The organism is Lysinibacillus sp. FSL R7-0073 (assembly GCF_038009065.1).
GTDB classification, from domain to species: domain Bacteria; phylum Bacillota; class Bacilli; order Bacillales_A; family Planococcaceae; genus Lysinibacillus; species Lysinibacillus fusiformis.
Window position 1 is genome coordinate 920010 of sequence record NZ_JBBPAS010000001.1, and the last position, 21276, is coordinate 941285.

Sequence of the window (21276 nt, forward strand, 5' to 3'; positions counted from 1 at the left end):
GGGGTGTAGAGTGAGGACGAATTGCTTTTTGCTAGAAACAACTATATTGAAATGAAATAGCGCGGGTAAGAGTGAATAATGTTACCACAGGCTACTAGTAGAAATGCTCTTTAAATATAGTAATACAAATGAATGCTTACATAAAAAGAGCGAATTGGTTTTAGACCAATTCGCTCTTATAAATTATCGAATACTCATTTTAAATTCTAAAAACAGTTCATTATATTTACCTAAGTAATCTGGGCCTAAGTTTTTGTAGACCTCTAATGTATCACGTTGCTCTTCAGAAGGGTAATAGCGTTCATCAGAAACTACTTCTGGGTCCATTAAGTCCATGGCAGCGATATTAGGCGTCGAATAGCCAACATAATCGGCATTTTGAGCACCAGATTCAGCGCTTAGCATAAAATTGATAAAGGCATGTGCACCATCAATATTTTTTGAGGTTTTTGGAATAACCATATTATCGAACCATAAATTGGAACCCTCTTCAGGAACAGCAAAGTCCAACTCTTCATTTTCAGACATCATGTCCGCTGCCTGACCAGACCAAGTGAGGGCCACTGTTGCTTCATTATTGATCATTAATGGCGTAATTTCATCCCCAATGATCGCTTTTACGTTTGGCGCAAGTGTGATCAACTTGTCAGTTGCTGCACGCAGTTCATCGTTATCCAATGAGTTCAAGGAGTGTCCAAGACTATTTAAACCCATTCCAATCACTTCGCGAGCACCGTCTACTAAAAATACTTTTCTTTTTAATGAAGGGTCCCATAAATCGTCCCAAGAGGAGAAATCTAAGTTCCCAACTAGCTTTGGATTATAAACAATTCCTACTGTTCCCCAGAAGTAAGGAACTGAATATTGATTGTTATCATCGAATGGTAAATCTAAAAAGTATGGATCTATATTTTTAAAATTCGGGATTTTCGCTTTGTCTAAAGGAATCAATAAATTATCTTCCTTCATTTTTTCAATCATATACTCAGAAGGGACAGCAATATCGTACGCTGTACCACCTTGCTGTATTTTAGTCATCATAGCTTCATTGGAGTCAAATGTTTCGTAAATGACATGAATACCTGTTTCTTTTTCAAACTCTTTCAATAGATCAGGATCAATATACTCTCCCCAGTTAAAGATGGTTAAAGTGTCTTTTCCACTCTTACCTCCACCAGCACTTAAGGCATCAGCAGCATAAAATAAAAGGGCAGAAACAACTAGTATAGCGATGGTCGCTTGAATTAATGACTTCATTGTTGTCCCTCCGTTCTTTTGCTTGTGCGACTTGTAATGAAGTAATAGCCAATCACAACGATAACTGTTACAAAGAATACTAAACCAGAAATAGCGTTAACTGTTAGAGATATTCCCGCGCGAGCCATCGAGTAGATTTCTACCGATAATGTACTGAAGCCATTGCCGGTTACGAAAAATGTCACAGCAAAATCATCTAAGGAATACGTAAGAGCTAGGAAGAAACCTGCAAAAATACCTGGCTGAATATATGGTAAAATGACACGCATCATAACATCCTTTTTGGTTGCTCCTAAATCTAATGCTGCATCAATTAGTGATTTATTCATTTCTAACAATTTAGGTAAAACCATTAACACTACAATTGGTACACTAAACGCTACGTGTGCTAATAATACTGAAGCAAAGCCTAATTTAATGCCCACCATTGTAAATAAGATTAAAAAGCTTGCACCAATGATGACATCTGGACTGACAATTAAAACATTGTTTAAGGACAATAATGTATTACGCATTTTTGAATCCTTGACTGTTACAATACCGATTGCTCCTAACGTTCCAATAATAGTAGAAATTAGAGCTGAAAGTAATGCTACGATAACGGTATTAATTAAAATAACAAGTAGCCTTGAATCTTCAAAAACAGCCTGATAATGCTCTAAAGTAAAGGACTCAAAGTTATTCATGGAGCCACCACTATTGAACGAGTAAAAGATTAAATAGAGAATGGGTGCATACAGAACGATAAAAACAATCGTTAAATAGACTTTGGCTGATGCAGAAAGTTTGTTCATCGCACGCGACCTCCTTTATCTTTTTGTCCCGTAATAAGCATAATGATTACCATAAATAAAATTAAGAACACGGCAATAGTTGAACCCATTCCCCAATTTTGTGTCACAAGGAATTGCTGCTCAATCGCTGTACCAAGGGTGATAACACGATTTCCTGCAATTAAGCGAGTAATCATGAAAAGTGATAGAGCAGGGATAAAGACAACCTGAATACCTGATTTAACACCATCCATTGTCAATGGTAAAACAACGCGACGGAATGTTGTAAAAGCAGATGCGCCTAAATCACGAGACGCATAAATAAGTGTTGGATTTAAACGATCTAAAGAGTTAAAGATCGGTAAAATCATAAACGGAATAAAAATATACACGGATACAAAAACAAAGCTAATATCTGTAAAGAGCATTTGCTTTGGGTCAAAGCCAAACACTTCGATAAATGCATTGATCGGCCCGTATAAACCAAAGATACCGATAAAGGCATATGTTTTTAACAATAAATTAATCCATGAAGGAATAATAATAAGCAATAACCAAAGCTGCTTGTGTTTCGTTTTTGTTAAAAAGTAAGCAGTTGGATATGAAATTAATAATGTAAAGAATGTAATTAAAAATGCATACCAAAACGAGCTTAATGTCATTTTTAAATAAACAGAAGTGAAGAACGCTTTATAATTATCGAGCGTGAAATTGCCATGTAAATCGAGTAGGGAATAATAAACCACGAGTGCAATAGGCGCGATAACAAAAAGAGCAATCCATAAAACATATGGAAATAACGCTGATTTTGATGTTTTAGCTTGCATCTTCGTCGTCTCCGTACGATTCTAATCGTTTATCAAACTCTTCCTCTGTTTCATTTAAGCGCATTACATGAATCGCCTCTGGATCAAAGTCTAAGCCAATTTCTGTCCCTACTTCAGCTTTTTTCAACGAATGGACTAGCCATTCATTGCCATCTTTATCATACGTAGATAGCTCATAATGGACGCCACGGAATAATTGTGTATCTACTTTAACCACAAGTTTACCTTTATCAATAGTCGTCATTTCTAAATCCTCAGGGCGTATAACGATATCAATTTTCTCATTGGGTTTCATACCTTGGTCAACACATTCGAAAATCTTACCCGCAAATTCAACCTTGAAATCTTCAATCATGACACCAGGCACTATATTGGATTCACCGATGAAATCTGCCACGAAGCGATTAATAGGTTCATCATAAATATCTACTGGTGTACCAGATTGTTGAATTTGTCCCTCACTTAAGACAAAAATTTCATCACTCATAGCAAGTGCTTCTTCCTGATCATGAGTAACGAAAACAAAAGTTTTGCCAAGACGTTGCTGTAATTCTCGCAATTCGTATTGCATTTCTGTACGTAATTTTAAGTCTAATGCTGAAAGTGGTTCATCCAGTAAAATTACTTCAGGGTCGTTAACAATAGCACGTGCAATCGCTACACGCTGACGTTGACCACCAGACATTTCGGAGATTTCACGATTGCCATAGCCTGCTAAATTGACAAATTTTAATGCCTCCGCAACTCGTTCTTTAATTTCCTTTTCAGGTAACTTCTTAATACGCAGTCCGAATGCGACATTTTCAAATACATTTAAATGAGGGAACAGCGCATAATCTTGAAAAACAGTATTCACCTGACGTTCATTGGCAGGAACAGAATTTATTTTTTTATCATGGAAAAACACATCTCCTGTTGTAGGTTCTGTGAAACCAGCAATAATTCGTAAAATAGTTGTTTTTCCACAACCAGATGGGCCAAGGAGAGTATAAAATTTGCCCTTTTCAAGCTCCAAGTTAATATTCTTTAAGACAACTGTTCCGTCACTATAAGACTTGGATACATTTTCAAAACGGATAATGGAATTCATTGTCATTGATGTGCCTCCTTAAGCTATAAATATGAATCCGTTGCAACGAGTAAAATTTTCGTTTCAGCAGCATGTGCATTAAAAATTTGATGATGGTCTGTCGCGTCAAAATAAAGAGCATTGCCTTCACTCGCGATATATTGTTCATTCCCTAAAACGAGACGAATACGCCCTTTCACTACATAAATAAATGTTTCCGAAAGTGATGGCTCAAATTGCTTGAATTCGCCATTGGCTTCAAATGTTAAGAAAATAGGCTCCATTTCTTTTTCGTTGGATGTAGGGATGAGCCATTGAATTTCGTATTTTTTTTCTTCATCCGTAAAGACGGACTGATCTTCCTCTGTATAAACAACCTTTTGTTCAGGTGATTCATCATCAAAAAATTCCTTAGGTGTTGATCCTAACACTTCTAATATTGAAAAAAGTGTTTCAATAGAAGGTGAATTTAAATCACGTTCTAATTGGGAAATATAGCCCTTACTTAAATCTGTACGTTCTCCAAGTTCCTCTTGGGTAAGACCTTTTTTTAAACGAAGCGCTTTAATTTTTGCCCCTATTTGCATCTTTTCCCTCCTAGAAGAAGTTTAGCAATCATAAACTTTTGAAATATGAAGTTTACTTTAACGAAACTTTTAGTTTACTAAAACCATTACAATTATACATAATAAATAAAAATTTGCAATCGTTTTTATGAAAAAAATCGCTGTAAAAAGTTAAAAAAAGGGTCATAAATGTAGTGGAGAAAAAAATTGTATAAAGGAGAATATAGTTGTCAAAAATAGCTAATAAATAGGATGTGGCAGAAAGTCCGATTTTGGATTTGACGATTTTTTGTCGACTCACTTCAATCGGATAATTGGGCGGAGCTTACTTGTTTGAAAAACTACGTTTACTCTGCTATCGTAGAAGACGAGTTCGCTTGTGCGAATGGAATATATAAACTACATATTTATTCGGAGGGATTTATTATGGCAGAACGCATGGTAGGTAAACAAGCACCTGACTTTACAATGGAAGCAGTACTTTCAGACAAATCATTTGGTAAAGTATCATTAGAAGATATTAAAGCACAAGATAAATGGACAGTACTTTTCTTCTATCCAATGGACTTCACATTTGTATGTCCAACAGAAATCACTGCAATGAGCGATCGTTATGACGAGTTCGAAGACTTAGATGCAGAAGTAATTGGTGTTTCTACTGATACAATCCACACTCACTTAGCGTGGATTAATACAGACCGCACTCAAAATGGCCTTGGTGAATTAAAATATCCATTAGCTGCGGATACAAACCACCAAGTATCTAAAGATTATGGTGTGTTAATTGAAGAAGAAGGTATCGCGCTACGTGGTTTATTCATCATTAATCCAGAAGGTGAATTAAAATACCAAACAGTATTCGATAATAACATCGGCCGTGATGTGGATGAAACGTTACGTGTACTTCAAGCATTACAAACTGGCGGTCTTTGCCCAGCAAACTGGCGTCCAGGTCAAGCAACTCTATAATAAAATAGAGTTGCGTCATGATGTAACAAATAAAGAGTCCCCACGACATGCTTGTGGGGACTTTTAAGTGAAGTGGCGAGTGCTAATTTACTTTATCTTAGATGGCAATAGAATTTTGGGAGTTTTACCCAACATTTAATGCCTCTAAAGAACAACGATTTAATAGAGGAGGATTTTTCATGAAACTTCGTGAACAAATGCCAGAACTAGTTGGCGCAACAACTTGGTTAAATGGTGAAGTAACAAAAGCAGAACTAGTAGGCAAAAAACCAACATTAATCCATTTCTGGTCAGTGAGCTGTCATTTATGTAAAGAAGCTATGCCAGATGTTAATAATTTCCGTGATCAATATAAAGATGAGCTAAATGTTGTAGCAGTACATATGCCACGTTCTGAAGCAGATACTGATTTAGAGACGATTAAGGCAGTAGCGGCTGAGCATGACATTGCGCAACCAATCTTTGTTGATAGCGAAATGAAGTTAACGGATGCTTTTGAAAACCAATATGTACCGGCTTATTTTGTGTTCGATAAAGATGGTCAGCTGCGTCATATGCAAGCTGGTGGTAGCGGTATGAAAATGTTAGAAAAACGTGTAAATCGCGTACTAGACGAAATGCGTAACGCTGAATAATTATAGTAAGTGATGACGGGGATTTAGGTCCTCGTCTTTTTTATGTTTGCAGCGTTGTCCAACAATGAAGAATAGCGTCTTGTTTTGACAATACATATCGATAAGAATACGCTACAATGATGGTATAGTAGTTTTCGGAGGGATTTTTTATGATGAAAAAAGAGTTTGCGGTCATTGGGCTTGGACGTTTTGGGGGAAGTATTGTTCGTGAATTAATGAGTCAGGGTGCTCAAGTGATGGCAATCGACCATTCCTCAGAGCGTGTAGACGAATTTGCTTCTATTGCTACACAAGCCGTCATTGCAGATTCAACAGATGAATCGGTTCTAAATTCATTAGGTATTCGTAATTTCGAACATGTGATTGTAGCAATTGGGGAAGATATTCAAGCAAGTATTTTAACAACCATTATTTTAAAAGAAATTGGTGTTGAGCAAATTACAGTAAAGGCTCAAAATGATTACCATGAGAAGGTATTGCGGAAAATTGGTGCCGACTTTGTAGTCCATCCTGAAAGAGATATGGGTATTCGTATTGCCAATAATATGCTATCGAATACAGTACTAGATTATTTAGAGCTTTCAGATGAACACTCTATTATGGAATTAAAGGCGAATGATGCTATTGCTGGATATTCGATTATGGATTTAGATATTCGAGCTAAATATGGAATTAACATCGTAGGGATTAAGCGTGGTGCTGATATTATCGTATCACCTCAAGCAAGTGATAAGATTTTATTGGGAGATATTATGCTTGTAATTGGTGCTGATGTTGATATAAATCGTTTCGTAAAAAAGGCATTGAATGGGTAATTGGCAATGACAAAACGAAGATGGAGACTAATTATATTTGCAGCTATTTTTCTGATCGGAATTTTTGTTATGCAATCTCGTGAAAAAAATGAGAAGGAAGCGATTTCTTTTATTTTAGATGAAGCTACAAATATTGATTCAATCGAATTATTCCAAGGGGAACAACCGGTATTTCGAGGGTCTGACGGCGAGGCGAAGAACTTTATTGAAAAATACCCTTTAAGTCATGTAAAGAAGCTTTCTAAAAAAGAACGAGCAATTTTTGAAGAAGAGCCCGCCTATCATATTGTTTATAAAATAAAGGACAAACCGATTTATGAAGTGGACATCTTAAAGGTAGCGATTAGCTCTGAGCTAAGCGAAGAATTGCAACAAATGGTTTTTCCAATCGGCGACGATCAATATATGATTTATTGGGCTCAAGAGAAAAAAGTTTTAGAACAATCAACCAATACTCAACGTTTACTTGAGCAATATCAACATTAATGAAGGTAGTGACACAGCACGTATGGCTGGTCACTATTTTTTTAGTTTATAGGAAAGTAATATTTGGAAAAAATGTTTGATTTCAGTATGGCAGTTCGATTAAACTTTGACATAAAGAAGGGGGTAAATACATGAAGTTTATGTCTAATCGATGTGTCATCGAACGTATACAACCAGAACATTACATGGATATTCAAGGGCTCTACACAAATGAAAGCGTCAGAGAGTATCTTGGAGGAATTCCACAAAAAAATTATATCGAAGCTTCCTTTAGAGGTATGCTAGAGGCACCATTTCCTAATACATATTTTTATATCTCATTAAAGAAAACGGGGGAATTTATAGGCCTTGTATCCATCGATGAGTATCATGAGCAAGAGCTATATGAACTTTCCTATCAATTTTTACCCGAGTATTGGGGGCGGGGGTTAGCATTTGAAGTTCTAACGCAAGTGGTTGAGGAGGGTTTGACGTATTTAAATATCTCCTCCATCGTGGCAGAGACACAAACTGCTAATCGTGCATCTTGTCGACTACTCGAAAAGCTAGGGATGAAAAAAGTACAGGTACTTGAAAGATTTGGTCGGGAGCAAGCGGTCTATGAATTAAAAAAACGAGTGCTGTCACTAGACAAATCGTTGCCATATCAGGCGGAGGATTTTCTCAGCAAATCCCCTCATTTATTGACCATTATATTTTGAGTCAAATTAAGACAACTGAACGCATCAAAATTTGTTTTATTCCAACAGCAAGTAATGATGCACAGGGGTATATCGATAAATTTTATTCAGCTTTTACACATTGTGACGCTACTCATATTTTGCAAGAGGACATGAATGACATACAAATTCGAGAAAAAATATTGGCACAGGATATTATTTATGTAGGCGGAGGAAATACCAAGCTTCTTTTAGATAAATGGCATGCCTATCAATTCGGGGAGCTATTGAAGGAAGCTTATAAAAGCGGTGTTATTTTAGCTGGCATGAGTGCTGGGGCAATGTGTTGGTTTGACAAATGCTTTAGTGAAAATCAACACAATCATTATGAGGAATACAACGGGCTAGGGATATTATCAGGAACATTTTGCCCACATTATGATGATCCTGAACGAAGCATGCTATTTAATAGCTGGCTAAAAAATAATGCAACATTGCAGGCATATACGCTGAATGATGCAGAGACGCTTCATTTTAACAATGAAAAATTAGTTGCTAAAATCCAATGCTATTAAAAGGGAATAAAATTATGCGTCAGGTCAAACATGCTAAAGCTTTAAAAGCAGAAATTGGGGGTTTTAGATAAACTTTTCTAATGGATAAAGACAAAAAATAGAAAGTGAGGTACTTTACATGCGAATACGAGAAGCAACAAGAAATGATAGTGTTCAAATTATAGCAGTTATGACAAATGCGGAGGCATCCAATCTGATGTTATTTGGTCCTGGCGAGCGAAAAATGGAGCCCGATACATTTGCAAGTTTTTTAGAAAAGCTTTATCATAGCCGTCATTCAGCCTTATTCGTAGCTGAAATAGATGACAAGGTGGTGGCTTATTTAATTGCACAAGGGAATGAAGCAACAAGAATTGCTCATCGTGCTTATCTTGTCATTGGCATCCATAGTCACTATAGAGGTAAAAAAATTGGAACAGCCTTATTTAATCATGTTGAAAAATGGGCAAAAGATCATAGTATCCATCGGCTCGAGTTAACGGTTATGGAAAATAATGAGGCTGGAGTTGCTTTATATAAGAAAATGGGCTTTGAGATAGAGGGAACGAAACGGGATTCCTTATATGTAGATGGACAATATATCAATGAGTTTTACATGTCAAAACTTGTATAAGAAAAGGAGTAAAAGATGACGACTATCGGTATTTTTTCACCCTCCTCTCCAGCGACGGTTTCTGCGTCGAAACGTTTTGAGCGTGCAAAAGCATTTCTAGAAGAGAAGAATTTTCATATTGTAGAAGGTTCCCTTACTGGCAAATCTGATTATTATCGCTCAGGCTCACCACAAAAACGAGCAGAGGAATTAAATGAATTACTCCGCAATCCTAGTGTGGATATTATTATCTCTACGATTGGAGGTACCAATTCCAATAGTATGCTGCCTTATATAGATTATGAGGCTTTCCAACGAAACCCTAAAATCATTATAGGTTACTCTGATGCATCAGCCATTCTACTGGCACTTTATGCGAAGACTGGTATTTCAACATTTTATGGTCCAGCGCTCGTGCCATCCTTTGGCGAGTTTGAGCCATTAGTCAACGATACATACAAATTTTTTGAGGAGTATTTCTTGCAGCCTCAAACACTCCCTTATGAAATACAGAAGCCTCCTTATTGGTCAGATGAACCAGTCAATTGGCTGGATAAAACAGTAGAGAAAAAGGTAATCAAGAATGAATGGAAAACCGTTCGAGAGGGAGTTATAGAGGGAAGGCTAATGGGGGGGAATGTTAATGCCATGTATGGTTTTATTGGGACACCTTATTTCCCTGCCATTACTGAAGGAGACATTTTATTAATGGAAGATTGTATGAAAAATGCAGCGATCGTGGAAAAGAATTTTGCGATGCTCAAATTGCACGGAATTTTTGACAAAATAAGTGGAATTATTTTGGGTAAGCATGAATGTTACGATGATCTAGGAACCGGACGCAAGCCATCTGATATTTTATTAGAACAATTGGACGGTATACACATACCTATTTTGGCGGAAGTGGATATTTGTCACACACAGCCTATGCATCCGATAGCAATCGGTAAACGAGTGAGGCTAGATGCTACAGCTAAAAAGATATACTGTATCGAACAATGGTTATAAGTACAAAGCCTTGCTAATTTGGCAAGGCTTTATTTATTATGAGTTCCCTAAGCTTTTGGATTCAGGTATGCAGCTGATAGTAGACATCGTAAATCATACCGAATATGAAAAGAGAGCGTTAACCTATATATTAGTAAGTTCGGTCAAACAATGATAAAGAATCCCACGAAAAAGCAAATTTGTCTGCTTTTCGTGGGATTCTGAGTTGTACGACTTATTTTTTATAAACAGTTTTTTAATGTAAGTACCATTTGGTTTATAAGCATGTCCGAAATTACATGTAGGACCAGTATCTACAGCATACTGAACTTTGTGGTGAGATGTGAAAAGTTCGAAGTAGACGCTTTCGTTTGATGCGACTGGTGTGTTACTTGTGAAATTAACAGTGTAATCTTGCTCCAACTTAAATCCGATTTTAGCTTCGAGACCAGCTTTAGAGGCACCAAAAGTTCCGTCAAAAGTTGATTTAAAACTTTTAGTTTCTGATATTTTAAAGGTATCCGGACCATCTATCATGAAGGTTTTATATGGGTAATTTTCGTTATACCAGCCAGACCCTAAGTCATTCACATAGCATATGTCGCCCTTCGCATACGGAGTAACTACTTGGTCTGATTTACTAAAATCTGTTTCTGAAGGTATATATTCATATTCAATTCTAACAGGAACTTCTTCTAAACCTTGTTCTACTGCAATTTTTTCCAATTCTGAATTATCTGTAATAGTTACAGATTCACCTTCTGGGGATTGTAATTGCGTTTGCATCTCTAGGCTAGAGGGTCTTTAGAAGTCATAGTATCTTCACTTTCAATCTTCATACCATCTAACTTACAATCGGATGAAGAGGTACTCGCAAAAGATGTTGGGACGATTGAAAAACAAAAAATTGACGCTAAAAATAATGAGACAAAAGCTTTTTTAAACATTTTATTACCTTCTTTTTGTATTTCGCTCATATTATAATACATATATTTATACTTTTAATGTAATATATGTAAATAATGAATTTATTAGGAAGGGTTTGGTGTTGATGAAAAAAATTCTACTCTCTATCTATTTTGTAATAATTTCCTACATTGGCATATTGTTCGTACCTGTATCATTAAAGTGGGGCCCTCAACTTGAATTTTATGATAAAAGGTATGTTCCTTTATGGCAATTACAATCTAAGGAACTCCAAGTTGATGATTATTATCTAATTTATGAGCTTGATATTGTGAGAATAGTATATGAAATTGGCATAGTAACTTTATTACTGTTTATAATATATTTAATATCAAAGGAAGTCTTTAAAGCTAAATAGATTGTGTACCAAAATTAAATCGAGTAAAATAAAATGTTTATAAAAACAGCCTGATTTTGAACTGCCACGTAAAAGTTAGACATCAATCTAACTTTTACGTGGTTTTTTTTTATGGGAAAAGTAAGTGTTGAACAACGTATTCAAGCAGTTCAACGATATTTAAATGGATATGAAACCATGCTTGAAATTGCGAAAGATATCGGTGTGACAGTTCAGGTTGTCAGTGAATGGGTTCGCCGTTATCAAAAAAATGGTGTAGAGACTTTCTTAAAGCCCTATATAAAATATAAGTGATCAAGTTATTCTTCATTCAGATCAAGGTTGGCATTATCAAATGAAAAAGTATCAACAAACATTAAAGTAACATGGTATTATGCAGAGTATGTCCCGTAAGGGTAATTGTTTGGACAACACAGTCATCGAAAATTTCTTCGGCTTATTAAAATCTGAACTCCTGTATCTATAAGAATCTGATCCATGGCACATTTTGAACAGGAACTCAAAGATTATATTCACTACTACAATCACAAACGAATGAAAGAAAAATTAAAAGACCTAAGCCCGGTGGAGTACCGAACTCAGGTCTTAGCAGTTGCTTAACTAAATATGTCTAACTTTTTTTGGTCAGATCAACAGGCAGATGAGGGAATATTTATCATCCGTGGCACATCCTCTAGGCAAAATTTCTCTTTACGGATAGCGCTTATCGGTTGCAGAGGAGTCCTTTGTTTTCGTTTTATGCTGTTCATCTTTGACTTTTTCATTTAGTTCTTCGACAGGTATAGGATCAACGGTTTTCATATCCTCATGTTTATCAAAAATACTTTCCTTCCCTGTATCCAACACATCGGGATTGTTTGTATAGCGCGTTTTGGATTGTTTTTTATTAGTCATTTATGATCACCTCTTACTATACACTTTCACCATTTTACTAGAGTTTAAACATAATTGTTTTTCATAGTCTACCCATGGATAAAAAACATAATAAAGGCAGTGAAACAGCCATGGCTGTCATCACTACCCTTTTTCTTAGGATACTATAGTGGCCTTCCCTTGAAGAGCACGTTCTTCCATCGTTACATCAAATTCTTTTTCGGATTTTGATACTACAACACATGCTACACCATTACCAATTAAATTTGTAACAGCACGAGCTTCAGACATAAAACGATCGACACCAATTAATAGTGCTATTCCCTCCACTGGTATCATTGGGAAGGCAGCTAAAGTTGCTGCTAATGTAATAAATCCTGACCCTGTTACACCCGCTGCACCTTTAGAAGTAATCATTAAAATTCCGAGTAGTGTAATGATTTGAATCCAAGTTAGGTCCATTCCGTATGCTTGTGCAATAAATAAGGCAGCCATTGATAGATAAATGGAAGTCCCATCTAGATTGAAGGAGTACCCAGTAGGAACGACTAAACCTACAACCTGCTTCGAGCAACCATAATTCTCAAGCTTTCGCATCATAGATGGTAGAGCTGATTCAGAAGAGGAAGTCCCAATTACTAAGAAAATCTCATCTTTAATGTAAGCAATAAATTTAAAGATATTAAATCCAAAGAACTTTGCAATGCCGCCTAAAATAAAGACAACAAATAAAAACATTGTAATATATACGGCAGCCATTAATAGACCTAGGTTACCTAAAGATTTTAATCCAAAATTCCCAATTGTATAGGCCATTGCACCAAAAGCTCCGATTGGTGATATTTTCATAACCATACTGACAATCTTGAAGAAAATTTCTGCTACTTGCTCAAAGAATGTGATGACTGGTTTTGCAGGTGCACCGATGGAGGCAGCTGCTAAGCCAAATAAAATAGCAGAAAATAGAACGGGTAATAGTTGACCAGTTGCCAATGCGCCAACTACATTTTCGGGAATAATACTAGAGATAAATGCACCTAAGCCCTGCTCAGATTCAGCTGCAGCAGTTGTATATTTCGAAATATCAGCATCAGATGCACCTGATGTATCTAAACCTGTACCAGGACTTACAATTAAAGCAACAGCAATGCCGATTGCTAAGGCAATTGTAGAAACGATTTCGAAGTAAAGTAATGCTTTACCTCCGATTTTCCCAACTTTTTTCATGTCTCCCATACTGCCAATTCCAATAACGACTGTAAGGAAGATAATTGGGGCAATTAACATTTTAATTAATTTAATGAATAGGTCTGCTAGGATTTTTAAACTAGCACCGAACTCAGGGAAAATGGCTCCGACAATAATACCAAGGATGATAGCCACTATAACCTGAACAGTCAAATTTTTCAGTAATTTCATTCTATGCTACCTCTTTTCTAAATTTTCTCTTTGATATCGCTTTCACTAGAATCATCATAGCGAATACATCTAAAAAAAAGAGATTTAGAAAATAAGAAACATAACGTTCATTAAGTACATTTCCTTACATTCCCATATAAATATAGTAATATCAATAACTATCTCTGTTATGGTACGCTATAGTTAATATATTATTGTTATAATACAAAAACATAGGGTAATAAAAAAGTTCATTTTATTTAATCAATTTATAATATTGTTCATTAAATTCAATATTTTCTGCTATTTATATAGACTAAAGGTGTTGTCAAAAGAATTTTTTGCAGATAATCTTAAAACCATATCGTAAAAATGTATGCCACTACTAATGAGAATGCGAATTGGAAAGGAAGGAACTATTGAATGATGAAAATGCCTGTGAACGGCAAAATACTGTTAGTGACATTTTTAATCATTGCACTCTCTTTTTTACTAGGTGGTATTTTTGTACTCGGTAACTTATTATCTGAACAGGAAAAAGATTACGGTCAGCGGGCAATGCTTGTTGCACGAACTGTATCGAATGTACCAGAGTTAAGTGTACATTTGAACAATAACAATATAAAAGAATCCGCAAAAAATATTAATAAAATTGTAGATGGCATTAGGGTGATTAATAAGGCAGAGTATATTGTTGTGATGAATATGGAACGTATTAAACTATCCCATCCAGTAAGTAAGGAATTAGGAGAGCGCAGTGAGTCTCAGGATTTAAATGCAGCATTTAGTGAGCATTATTATGTATCGAAGGCCCGTGGAGAATCAGGTGTTATGATACGCGCTTTTGTGCCCATTATAAATGATAAAAGGCAACAAGTGGGTATTGTAGTAGTTGGCTATTCATTACCAACTTTGCTAGAAATGCTACAAAGCTATGAGCGAGAAATAATGATAACCATTGTTATCTCGCTGATTTTTAGTATTTTTGGTGCATATACACTAGGACGGCATATAAAAAAACAAATGTTTGGGCTTGAACCACATGAAATTGCAAAGATGTATGTGGAAAGAACAGAAACCTTTAATGCCATGCATGAAGGAATTATAGCCGTTGATAAGGAAATGAATATAACGATTTTTAATGAGAAAGCGGCTGTTTTTCTAGGCGTTACTAGGAAAATAGAGGACTGTATTGGACAAAAAATCTATGATGTTTTGCCCGATACCCGTCTGCCTGAAATTGTTGAAACAGCAACCCCTGTTTATAATCAAGAGCTGTACATTAATCATCATAGTATCTTAAGTAATCGTGTACCCATAATTGTGAATGGCGAGTTAGTAGGTGCAGTTGCTATGTTTAAGGATTTAACAACTGTGAAAAAGCTTGCGGAGGAAGTAACAGGTGTAAAGGCCTTTGTTCAAGCATTACGTGTGCAAACCCATGAGCATAAAAATAAGATTCATACAATTGCTGGACTATTGCAATTGGGACATACAAAGCAAGCACTTGAATATGTTACAGTCACTACTGAAAATGAAGCATCCTTGACGAAATTTTTAAACGAACGCTTTCATAACGAAAATATTTCAGGTTTATTATTAAGTAAAGTAAGCTATGGAAAAGAGCTTGGTATCGAGGTTGAGATTGATCGAAAAAGCCATTTTAAACGCTTTCCTCCTCTATTAGATCACCATGATTTTGTTGTGTTACTCGGCAATTTAATCGAAAATGCTTTTGAGGCATTAAATGTCCTTTCGAAGGAAGATAAGTATGTAGCCATTTCTGTAGATGAGCATGATGGCGTCTTAGCGATAGCAGTTTCCGATAATGGAATTGGCATGTCCAAAGAGGTACAGGATCGTATGTTTGAAAATGGATTTTCGTCAAAGGCCAATGAAAATCGGGGCATTGGCTTGCATTTAGTCTATGAAATTGTAAGAAAAGGCAATGGAGATATTGAAGTAGTGAGTGAATTTATGAAAGGAACAAGTTTCTTAATTTTATTTGAGTTAGGAGAAGTATAGATGGATGTAATAAATGTCTTATTAATTGAAGATGATCCAATGGTACGTGAAGTGAACAGGCAATTTATTGAGCAAATCGAAGGTTTTTCATTAGTCGGCTATGCTAGCAATGGTATTGAGGGAATTCAAAAAATTAAGCAATTAACCCCTGAGCTTGTCTTTATGGACATTTTTATGCCAGAGCAAGATGGCATTATTACGTTAGGGAAAATCAGAGAGGAACATCTTCCTGTCGATGTTATCGCTGTAACTGCCGCGAACGATATGCCCACTGTGCAACGTATTTTACACTTAGGTGTATATGATTATATTATGAAGCCTTTTACATTTGAACGGATTGAGCAAACTTTAAAAAATTATCAAAGCTACAGGAAAAAAATAAGCGGTATGCAGGATTTAACCCAACATGATGTAGATCATCTCATGCAGCAACGTCTTCCAGAGCAAGTCGTAGTTACAACTACAGGAACAGAAGCAATGATTATAGCGGAGCTACCAAAAGGGTTTAATCGAGCTACCTTAGATAAGGTACTTGCCTATATTCAATCAAGTGAAGGGGCAGTGTCTGCCGAGGAGGTATCTACTTATATAGGTACAGCACGTGTTACAGCTAGACGCTATCTTGATTTTTTAGAAAAGCAAAATCTATTAAAAGTAGATATCCAATATGGAAGTGTAGGACGTCCTATTCATCGTTATTATATTTAATCATTAGTTATCTAGATTTATAGGCGGAAAAGTAATTCTCTTAACATGTATGTGACTCTGAAAAAATTAGAGCCCATATAGTCATTTTTATTTCTCTAATATATAGAGGGATGAAAATGGCCTTTTTTGATGTTGGCAAATTAGGAGCGTAACGTTGTGCATTAGTTTATTTATTAGTATGAATAGTAGTACCTTACTTTGACAATACATATAGCAAAGAAATACGTTACAATATGGAAATGGTCCGTTACCTTAAAAAGTTAAAATGATTTAGATAATAAAAAATCTTTAAGTTAGCTTATGGGAAGTAGGTTAGGCATATGTTTAACGTTCGAAAAGAGGCACTGTTGAAATTTTTGAAAATTTTATTTCCAGTAATACTTTTGGCGATAGCTATTTATGAAATTCAACAAACAGTGAGTGGGATAGATGTTCATTTACTACAAAAAGAAGTGAATGAGCTCCAGCTATGGGAGCTTTTATTGATTTTTCTAATCACCTTTGTCGCGATTACTCCAATGATATTTTACGATGTTATTTTAGTAAATATATTAGGTATCAATATCAATAAACGCAATTTGCTCAATCATTCATTTATTGTAAATACCTTTTCAAATCTTATTGGCTTTGGCGGGTTAGTAGGTATATTCTTACGTGATTACTTTTATTCTAAATATAAAGAAGATAAGGAAGGCATGATAAAAAGTATTGCTTCGGTAACACTGTTTTATTTAACAGGAATTTCTTTGTTAACGTGGGTTATGTATATATTCTTTTGGGATTTTCCGTTGCTCAAAGAAGAACGATGGTTATCAATAGCTGTTATTATTGTCAGCCTATATGTACTAGCTTTTTGGGCGACGTATCTAATTCGCTATAAAAAGGGTAGTTCTTTAAAACCAAAAATATCACTTCAATTGATGATTACTTCAGTAGCAGAGTGGCTAGCTGTATTTTTCGTGATCTGGGCTTTAACACTTATTTTGAAGATTCCAATTGAATTATCAGCTTTAATACCCATATTTTTAATTGCTTCTAGTGCAGGAATAGTCAGTATGATACCTGGCGGTGTTGGCTCCTTTGATCTCGTTTTTTTATGGGGAACACAAAGTATAGGAATTGCTGATGAAAAAGTGCTGTTTCTATTAATTTTGTACCGTGTAGGCTATTTTGTTCTACCATTTTTGGTTTCCGCACTCTTATTTATTAAAGAATATTGGATGCGTTGGAATGAATCTTGGGATGACCTACCTACTATTATTTTTCAGAAACTAAGCCATACGCTATTAACCATATTGGTGTTTATAGCTGGCATTATTTTATTACTATCTGCAGCTTTGCCAGGGGTGCTAAGTCGTCTAAAAATTGCTCAGGAATTTTTATCCTCACCCATTATGAATGTATCCCATCAATTGACCGTGGCAGCGGGCTTTATACTGTTAGGATTATGTAGGGGAATCAAATACAAAGTAAAAAGGGCATACCAGCTAGCTATTGTTGTGCTAAGTAGTTCAGCGCTATTTTCAATTTTTAAGGGTTTTGATTATGAGGAAGCCATTTTTTTAGTAATTGTCGCAGTGTTATTAATGGTGTCCAAAAAGCAGTTTTATCGAGAAAGTTATGTTTTGACGTGGGGGATTATCATAATTGATCTTGCTGTAGTAACAATTATTACAGCTATGTATGTGGTAATTGGCTATGTCAATTTACCCTCTGCTAAAATTCATTTTCCTAGTGCTCTACAAGACTATATGATAACTGATTATCAGGACCTCTTTAATAGTGCGATTATCGGTATTCTGATCGCCATCGTTATTTTTTATATAGGCTATTTTATACGTACACCTAAGAAAATGGTAAAGCTTTTATCTAAAGAGCAGGAGGAAGCTATTAAAGATCATTTGAAGTCCTATGAAGGAACGGAGTATTCACATTTGATTTTTTTGCATGATAAATTTGTACATTGGAATGAAAAAGGAACTGTTTTATTCTCTTATCAAATTTATGCAGATAAGATTATCGTTCTTGGAGATCCAGTTGGTAATGAATCTGATTTTTTATCTGCTATCCAGGAATTTTTGGAACTGGCTGATCGGCATGGCTACACTCCTGTCTTTTATGAAATTAACAATAAAATTTTCTCTGCATTACACGAGTATGGATATAGTTTCTTTAAGCTTGGCGAGGAAGCCTTTGTAGATTTAGAGAAATTTACATTCACGGGTAAAGAAATGAAGGGCAGTCGAGCGATAAGGAATAAGTTTGAACGAGAAAATTATAAAGTGGAAATAATGAGTCCTCCTTATTCTCAGGAAGTCATGAAGGAATTGAAAGAGGTCTCAACAAAATGGTTGCAGGGAAGGGCAGAAAAAGGTTTTTCACTTGGTTTTTTTGATGAACACTATTTAAGCACTTCCAATATTGCTGTTTTACGTGGCACGCAAGGAACGTTCGGCTTTGCTAGTATTATGCCTATGTATGATCAAGGAGAAAGGATTTCAGTAGATCTGATGCGTTTTAAGCCAGGATCACCATCTGGAACAATGGATTTCATTTTCCTATCACTATTTGAATGGGCAAAATCAGAAGGCTATCTTGTCTTTAATATGGGGATGTCGCCTTTATCCAATGTCGGACAGTCTAGATATTCCTTTTTAAGTGAAAAAATAGCTGCACAAATCTTTCTACACGGACAGCATTTTTATCATTTTAAAGGGTTAAAAAACTTCAAGTTAAAATATGCAGATTTTTGGGTACCCAAATATGTAGCCTATCGGAAAAAATCTTCATTACCATTCACGATGGCACAAATCACGTTATTAATCGGGCAAAAGAGGAAAAAGTAAGTCATGTAAACTTTATAATTTTTTAGCGCGGTATTGAAGCAAGTAAAGCACAAAAGAATTATTCTCTAGAAATGGATAGAGACGAAAAAGCCCTGCATAAAGCAGGGCTTTTTAGCGTCTAAAATATAAAAGCTAAGTTTTAATTATTTTTTATCAACAGCAATCATCTCTTATACGAAGTCTTCACTTTTTTTCTAGCGTTTCAACATCCATAGGCTCAGCAGTAGGTTTGCCAGCTTTTAATAAGACTTTACTGCCCAAAAGGAAAAATCCTTGGATAAATAAGAGGATTCCTGTACCGATAAGTAGCCACTCGATAGCAATAATATCTGCAATTGGACCGAAAATTAGCATACCTAAAGGCATCATAGAGGTAGATATCATACTAAGAATGCCAAATACTCTTCCCATATAATCACTATCCACTTTTTCTTGTAATAACACCGTTGCGGGTGTGTTAAAGATTGGCATAGCTATTCCAGTAACTGTCATGATCATGAGATACAGCCAAAAAACAGGTATGACTCCTAGAGCCATTGTACAAAGACCAAATAATAAAGCAGATAATGTCATCGTATGCACTTTATTTTTAAAGCCACCCCATGTTGCGATTGCAATACCACCAATTAACATCCCAATGGCAAAGGCCATCTCAATGGCAGTCAAACGCCAGACATCATTACCAAAGCTACGAGTAACCTGTAAAGGTGTTAAAAATGCAGCAGGTGCAGCGAGAAGCATGAAAAAGGCAAAGAACAAGAACAAATGTTTTAAGAAAGCATGCTCTTTAATGTAGATAAAGCCTTGTTTCATATCACTAAAATAGCTTGTTGTTTGTGGCTGATTAGCTTTCGCATGTGCAGGAATGTGCAGAAATATTAAGAAGATAGCGATGGCAATAGCAGCCGTCGTAACATCAATAAAGAAAATAGACTCGATTGAAGCCATCGTTAATAATGCTCCACTTGCCATAGGTGCAAGAATCATGATAAAAGCTTGAATACTACTATTTGCACCATTAACTTTCATTAAATGCTCTTCAGGCACAAACTGCGGTAAAATAGCGCCAACAGCAGGTGTTTGAATACCTGCACCAACTGCGCGTACCGCTGATATGACAAATAGTAGCCAGAGCTCATCATAGCCGATTAAAAATAAAATAGCTAAAATGAGCGTGGATAAGGCGATCATGCCATCTGCCAAGATAATAAGCCATTTTCGGTTATAGCGATCTGCCCAGACACCAGCAATAGGTGCTAAGAAGAAGGTTGGTAAAAAGCCACAAATAATCGAAATGGTCATCATGCTACCTGATTGTGTTGTAAGCGTGATATACCATGTAATGGCATATTGCACAAGAGCAGAGCCAAAAAGCGAAATCGTTTGACTACTTAAAAAAAGTATTGTATTACGTTTCCAATGTTCCAAATTCGTCATCCCTTTCTAACAGTAGTGCCTGTGTGGAAAGTAAAAAGACAACAAAAAAAGAAGGGAGTAGAAGTCCCCTCTTTTCTAGTATTCCTAAAACAGACTAGACCTAATTCCATTTTCCTTGCACAGCAGGCAAAGTGTACACATATTTAATTAGTAATGTGAAATCGTAGTCTAATCGAAGCTGTCATTTGGAATACCCTCCGTTCATTATAAGCTGTGTTGATTGTAGCATACAGTTCATGACTGGGTAAAGAAAGAATCAAACAAAAATTAGGTTGAATTTTAAAATAAGGAAAATGTAACAACAAACTTATAAAATTGGAATAATAATGTATATAGGCCCTCTATGTTTTTGAGGGGATTAAAATTATACATATTTTAGGATTATCTAGTTCGTTTATTAAACGAGCATCATGGAAAAGAATTATTTTGTTTCATGCTTCCTGTAAATCAGTGGG

At 35.7% G+C, this 21276-nt stretch carries 21 protein-coding genes and 1 pseudogene; 13 read left to right on the forward strand and 9 right to left on the reverse strand.

Going from position 1 to position 21276, the window contains the following annotated elements; all coding sequences use genetic code 11:
- Positions 1–183: 183 nt before the first annotated feature.
- The 5 genes from MKY88_RS04310 to MKY88_RS04330 are packed head-to-tail and all read right to left on the reverse strand — an operon-like array spanning position 184 to position 4513.
- Positions 184–1257, reverse strand: coding sequence for an ABC transporter substrate-binding protein (locus tag MKY88_RS04310; RefSeq protein WP_328205484.1), 1074 nt, complete (start codon positions 1255–1257; stop codon positions 184–186).
- A complete protein-coding gene (locus tag MKY88_RS04315) occupies positions 1254–2051 on the reverse strand; it encodes an ABC transporter permease (RefSeq protein WP_193831067.1) in 798 nt (265 codons plus the stop codon). The genes MKY88_RS04310 and MKY88_RS04315 overlap by 4 nt, the downstream gene beginning before the upstream one ends.
- Positions 2048–2857, reverse strand: coding sequence for an ABC transporter permease (locus MKY88_RS04320; RefSeq protein WP_025113756.1), 810 nt, complete (start codon positions 2855–2857; stop codon positions 2048–2050). The genes MKY88_RS04315 and MKY88_RS04320 overlap by 4 nt, the downstream gene beginning before the upstream one ends.
- A complete protein-coding gene (locus MKY88_RS04325) occupies positions 2847–3953 on the reverse strand; it encodes an ABC transporter ATP-binding protein (RefSeq protein ID WP_043989687.1) in 1107 nt (368 codons plus the stop codon). The genes MKY88_RS04320 and MKY88_RS04325 overlap by 11 nt, the downstream gene beginning before the upstream one ends.
- Before the next feature lie 17 nt (positions 3954–3970).
- Positions 3971–4513 carry a helix-turn-helix domain-containing protein gene (locus MKY88_RS04330; protein WP_069480211.1) on the reverse strand — a complete coding sequence of 181 codons (543 nt, stop codon included), beginning with the start codon at positions 4511–4513 and terminating at the stop codon, positions 3971–3973.
- 405 nt (positions 4514–4918) lie between these two features.
- Between MKY88_RS04330 and MKY88_RS04335 the strand changes: the two genes are divergently transcribed.
- From MKY88_RS04335 to MKY88_RS04370, 8 genes are all read left to right on the forward strand, one after another.
- Entirely contained in the window at positions 4919–5461 is a 543-nt protein-coding gene (locus MKY88_RS04335) for a peroxiredoxin (RefSeq protein ID WP_008174083.1), read from the forward strand.
- 179 nt (positions 5462–5640) lie between these two features.
- Positions 5641–6096 (forward strand): TlpA family protein disulfide reductase, encoded by a 456-nt coding sequence (locus MKY88_RS04340; protein ID WP_025113759.1) that lies wholly within the window; start codon positions 5641–5643, stop codon positions 6094–6096.
- Positions 6097–6248: 152 nt separating this feature from the next.
- Positions 6249–6911, forward strand: a complete 663-nt coding sequence (locus MKY88_RS04345; RefSeq protein WP_004224679.1) for a potassium channel family protein — start codon at positions 6249–6251, stop codon at positions 6909–6911.
- Between the two features lie 6 nt (positions 6912–6917).
- Positions 6918–7397, forward strand: a complete 480-nt coding sequence (locus tag MKY88_RS04350; RefSeq protein WP_340813050.1) for a hypothetical protein — start codon at positions 6918–6920, stop codon at positions 7395–7397.
- 131 nt (positions 7398–7528) lie between these two features.
- The gene (locus tag MKY88_RS04355) at positions 7529–8098 is read left to right on the forward strand and encodes a GNAT family N-acetyltransferase (RefSeq protein ID WP_340813051.1); all 570 of its coding nucleotides are present in this window, start codon (positions 7529–7531) and stop codon (positions 8096–8098) included.
- On the forward strand, positions 8095–8631 hold the full coding sequence (locus MKY88_RS04360) for a Type 1 glutamine amidotransferase-like domain-containing protein (protein WP_340813052.1): 537 nt from the start codon (positions 8095–8097) through the stop codon (positions 8629–8631). Before MKY88_RS04355 ends, MKY88_RS04360 begins: the two co-directional genes overlap by 4 nt.
- Before the next feature lie 118 nt (positions 8632–8749).
- Positions 8750–9244: a GNAT family N-acetyltransferase gene (locus tag MKY88_RS04365; RefSeq protein WP_258267876.1), complete on the forward strand. Its 495-nt coding sequence runs from the start codon at positions 8750–8752 to the stop codon at positions 9242–9244.
- Between the two features lie 15 nt (positions 9245–9259).
- On the forward strand, positions 9260–10231 hold the full coding sequence (locus MKY88_RS04370; RefSeq protein WP_258267877.1) for a S66 family peptidase: 972 nt from the start codon (positions 9260–9262) through the stop codon (positions 10229–10231).
- A gap of 123 nt (positions 10232–10354) precedes the next feature.
- Here the strand turns inward: MKY88_RS04370 and MKY88_RS04375 are convergent, their stop codons facing one another.
- Complete coding sequence (locus MKY88_RS04375) at positions 10355–10996, reverse strand: hypothetical protein (RefSeq protein WP_340813053.1); 642 nt, start codon at positions 10994–10996, stop codon at positions 10355–10357.
- 649 nt (positions 10997–11645) lie between these two features.
- Here MKY88_RS04375 and MKY88_RS04380 point away from each other — a divergent pair.
- Positions 11646–11828 carry a helix-turn-helix domain-containing protein gene (locus MKY88_RS04380; protein WP_340813054.1) on the forward strand — a complete coding sequence of 61 codons (183 nt, stop codon included), beginning with the start codon at positions 11646–11648 and terminating at the stop codon, positions 11826–11828.
- Positions 11827–12134, forward strand: a pseudogene (locus MKY88_RS04385) (transposase); the annotation flags it as partial. The gene MKY88_RS04380 and the pseudogene MKY88_RS04385, both read left to right, overlap by 2 nt.
- Before the next feature lie 90 nt (positions 12135–12224).
- On the opposite strand, the gene MKY88_RS04390 reads toward MKY88_RS04385, so the two are convergent.
- Both MKY88_RS04390 and MKY88_RS04395 read right to left on the reverse strand, forming a co-directional pair.
- The gene (locus MKY88_RS04390; protein ID WP_012293071.1) at positions 12225–12428 is read right to left on the reverse strand and encodes a hypothetical protein; all 204 of its coding nucleotides are present in this window, start codon (positions 12426–12428) and stop codon (positions 12225–12227) included.
- Positions 12429–12563: 135 nt separating this feature from the next.
- Complete coding sequence (locus MKY88_RS04395) at positions 12564–13826, reverse strand: dicarboxylate/amino acid:cation symporter (RefSeq protein WP_036123616.1); 1263 nt, start codon at positions 13824–13826, stop codon at positions 12564–12566.
- 402 nt (positions 13827–14228) lie between these two features.
- On the opposite strand from MKY88_RS04395, the gene MKY88_RS04400 reads away from it, so the two are divergent.
- The 3 genes from MKY88_RS04400 (at position 14229) to mprF (ending at position 19384) form a co-directional block, all read left to right on the forward strand.
- Positions 14229–15830, forward strand: coding sequence for an ATP-binding protein (locus MKY88_RS04400; RefSeq protein WP_258267880.1), 1602 nt, complete (start codon positions 14229–14231; stop codon positions 15828–15830).
- A complete protein-coding gene (locus tag MKY88_RS04405; RefSeq protein ID WP_069480220.1) occupies positions 15831–16538 on the forward strand; it encodes a response regulator in 708 nt (235 codons plus the stop codon). It abuts the gene before it with no gap.
- Between the two features lie 320 nt (positions 16539–16858).
- Positions 16859–19384 (forward strand): bifunctional lysylphosphatidylglycerol flippase/synthetase MprF, encoded by a 2526-nt coding sequence (gene mprF / locus MKY88_RS04410; protein ID WP_340813055.1) that lies wholly within the window; start codon positions 16859–16861, stop codon positions 19382–19384.
- 183 nt (positions 19385–19567) lie between these two features.
- Here mprF and MKY88_RS04415 read toward each other — a convergent pair whose 3' ends face one another.
- Complete coding sequence (locus tag MKY88_RS04415; protein ID WP_069480222.1) at positions 19568–20821, reverse strand: MFS transporter; 1254 nt, start codon at positions 20819–20821, stop codon at positions 19568–19570.
- Between the last annotated feature and the right edge of the window lie 455 nt (positions 20822–21276).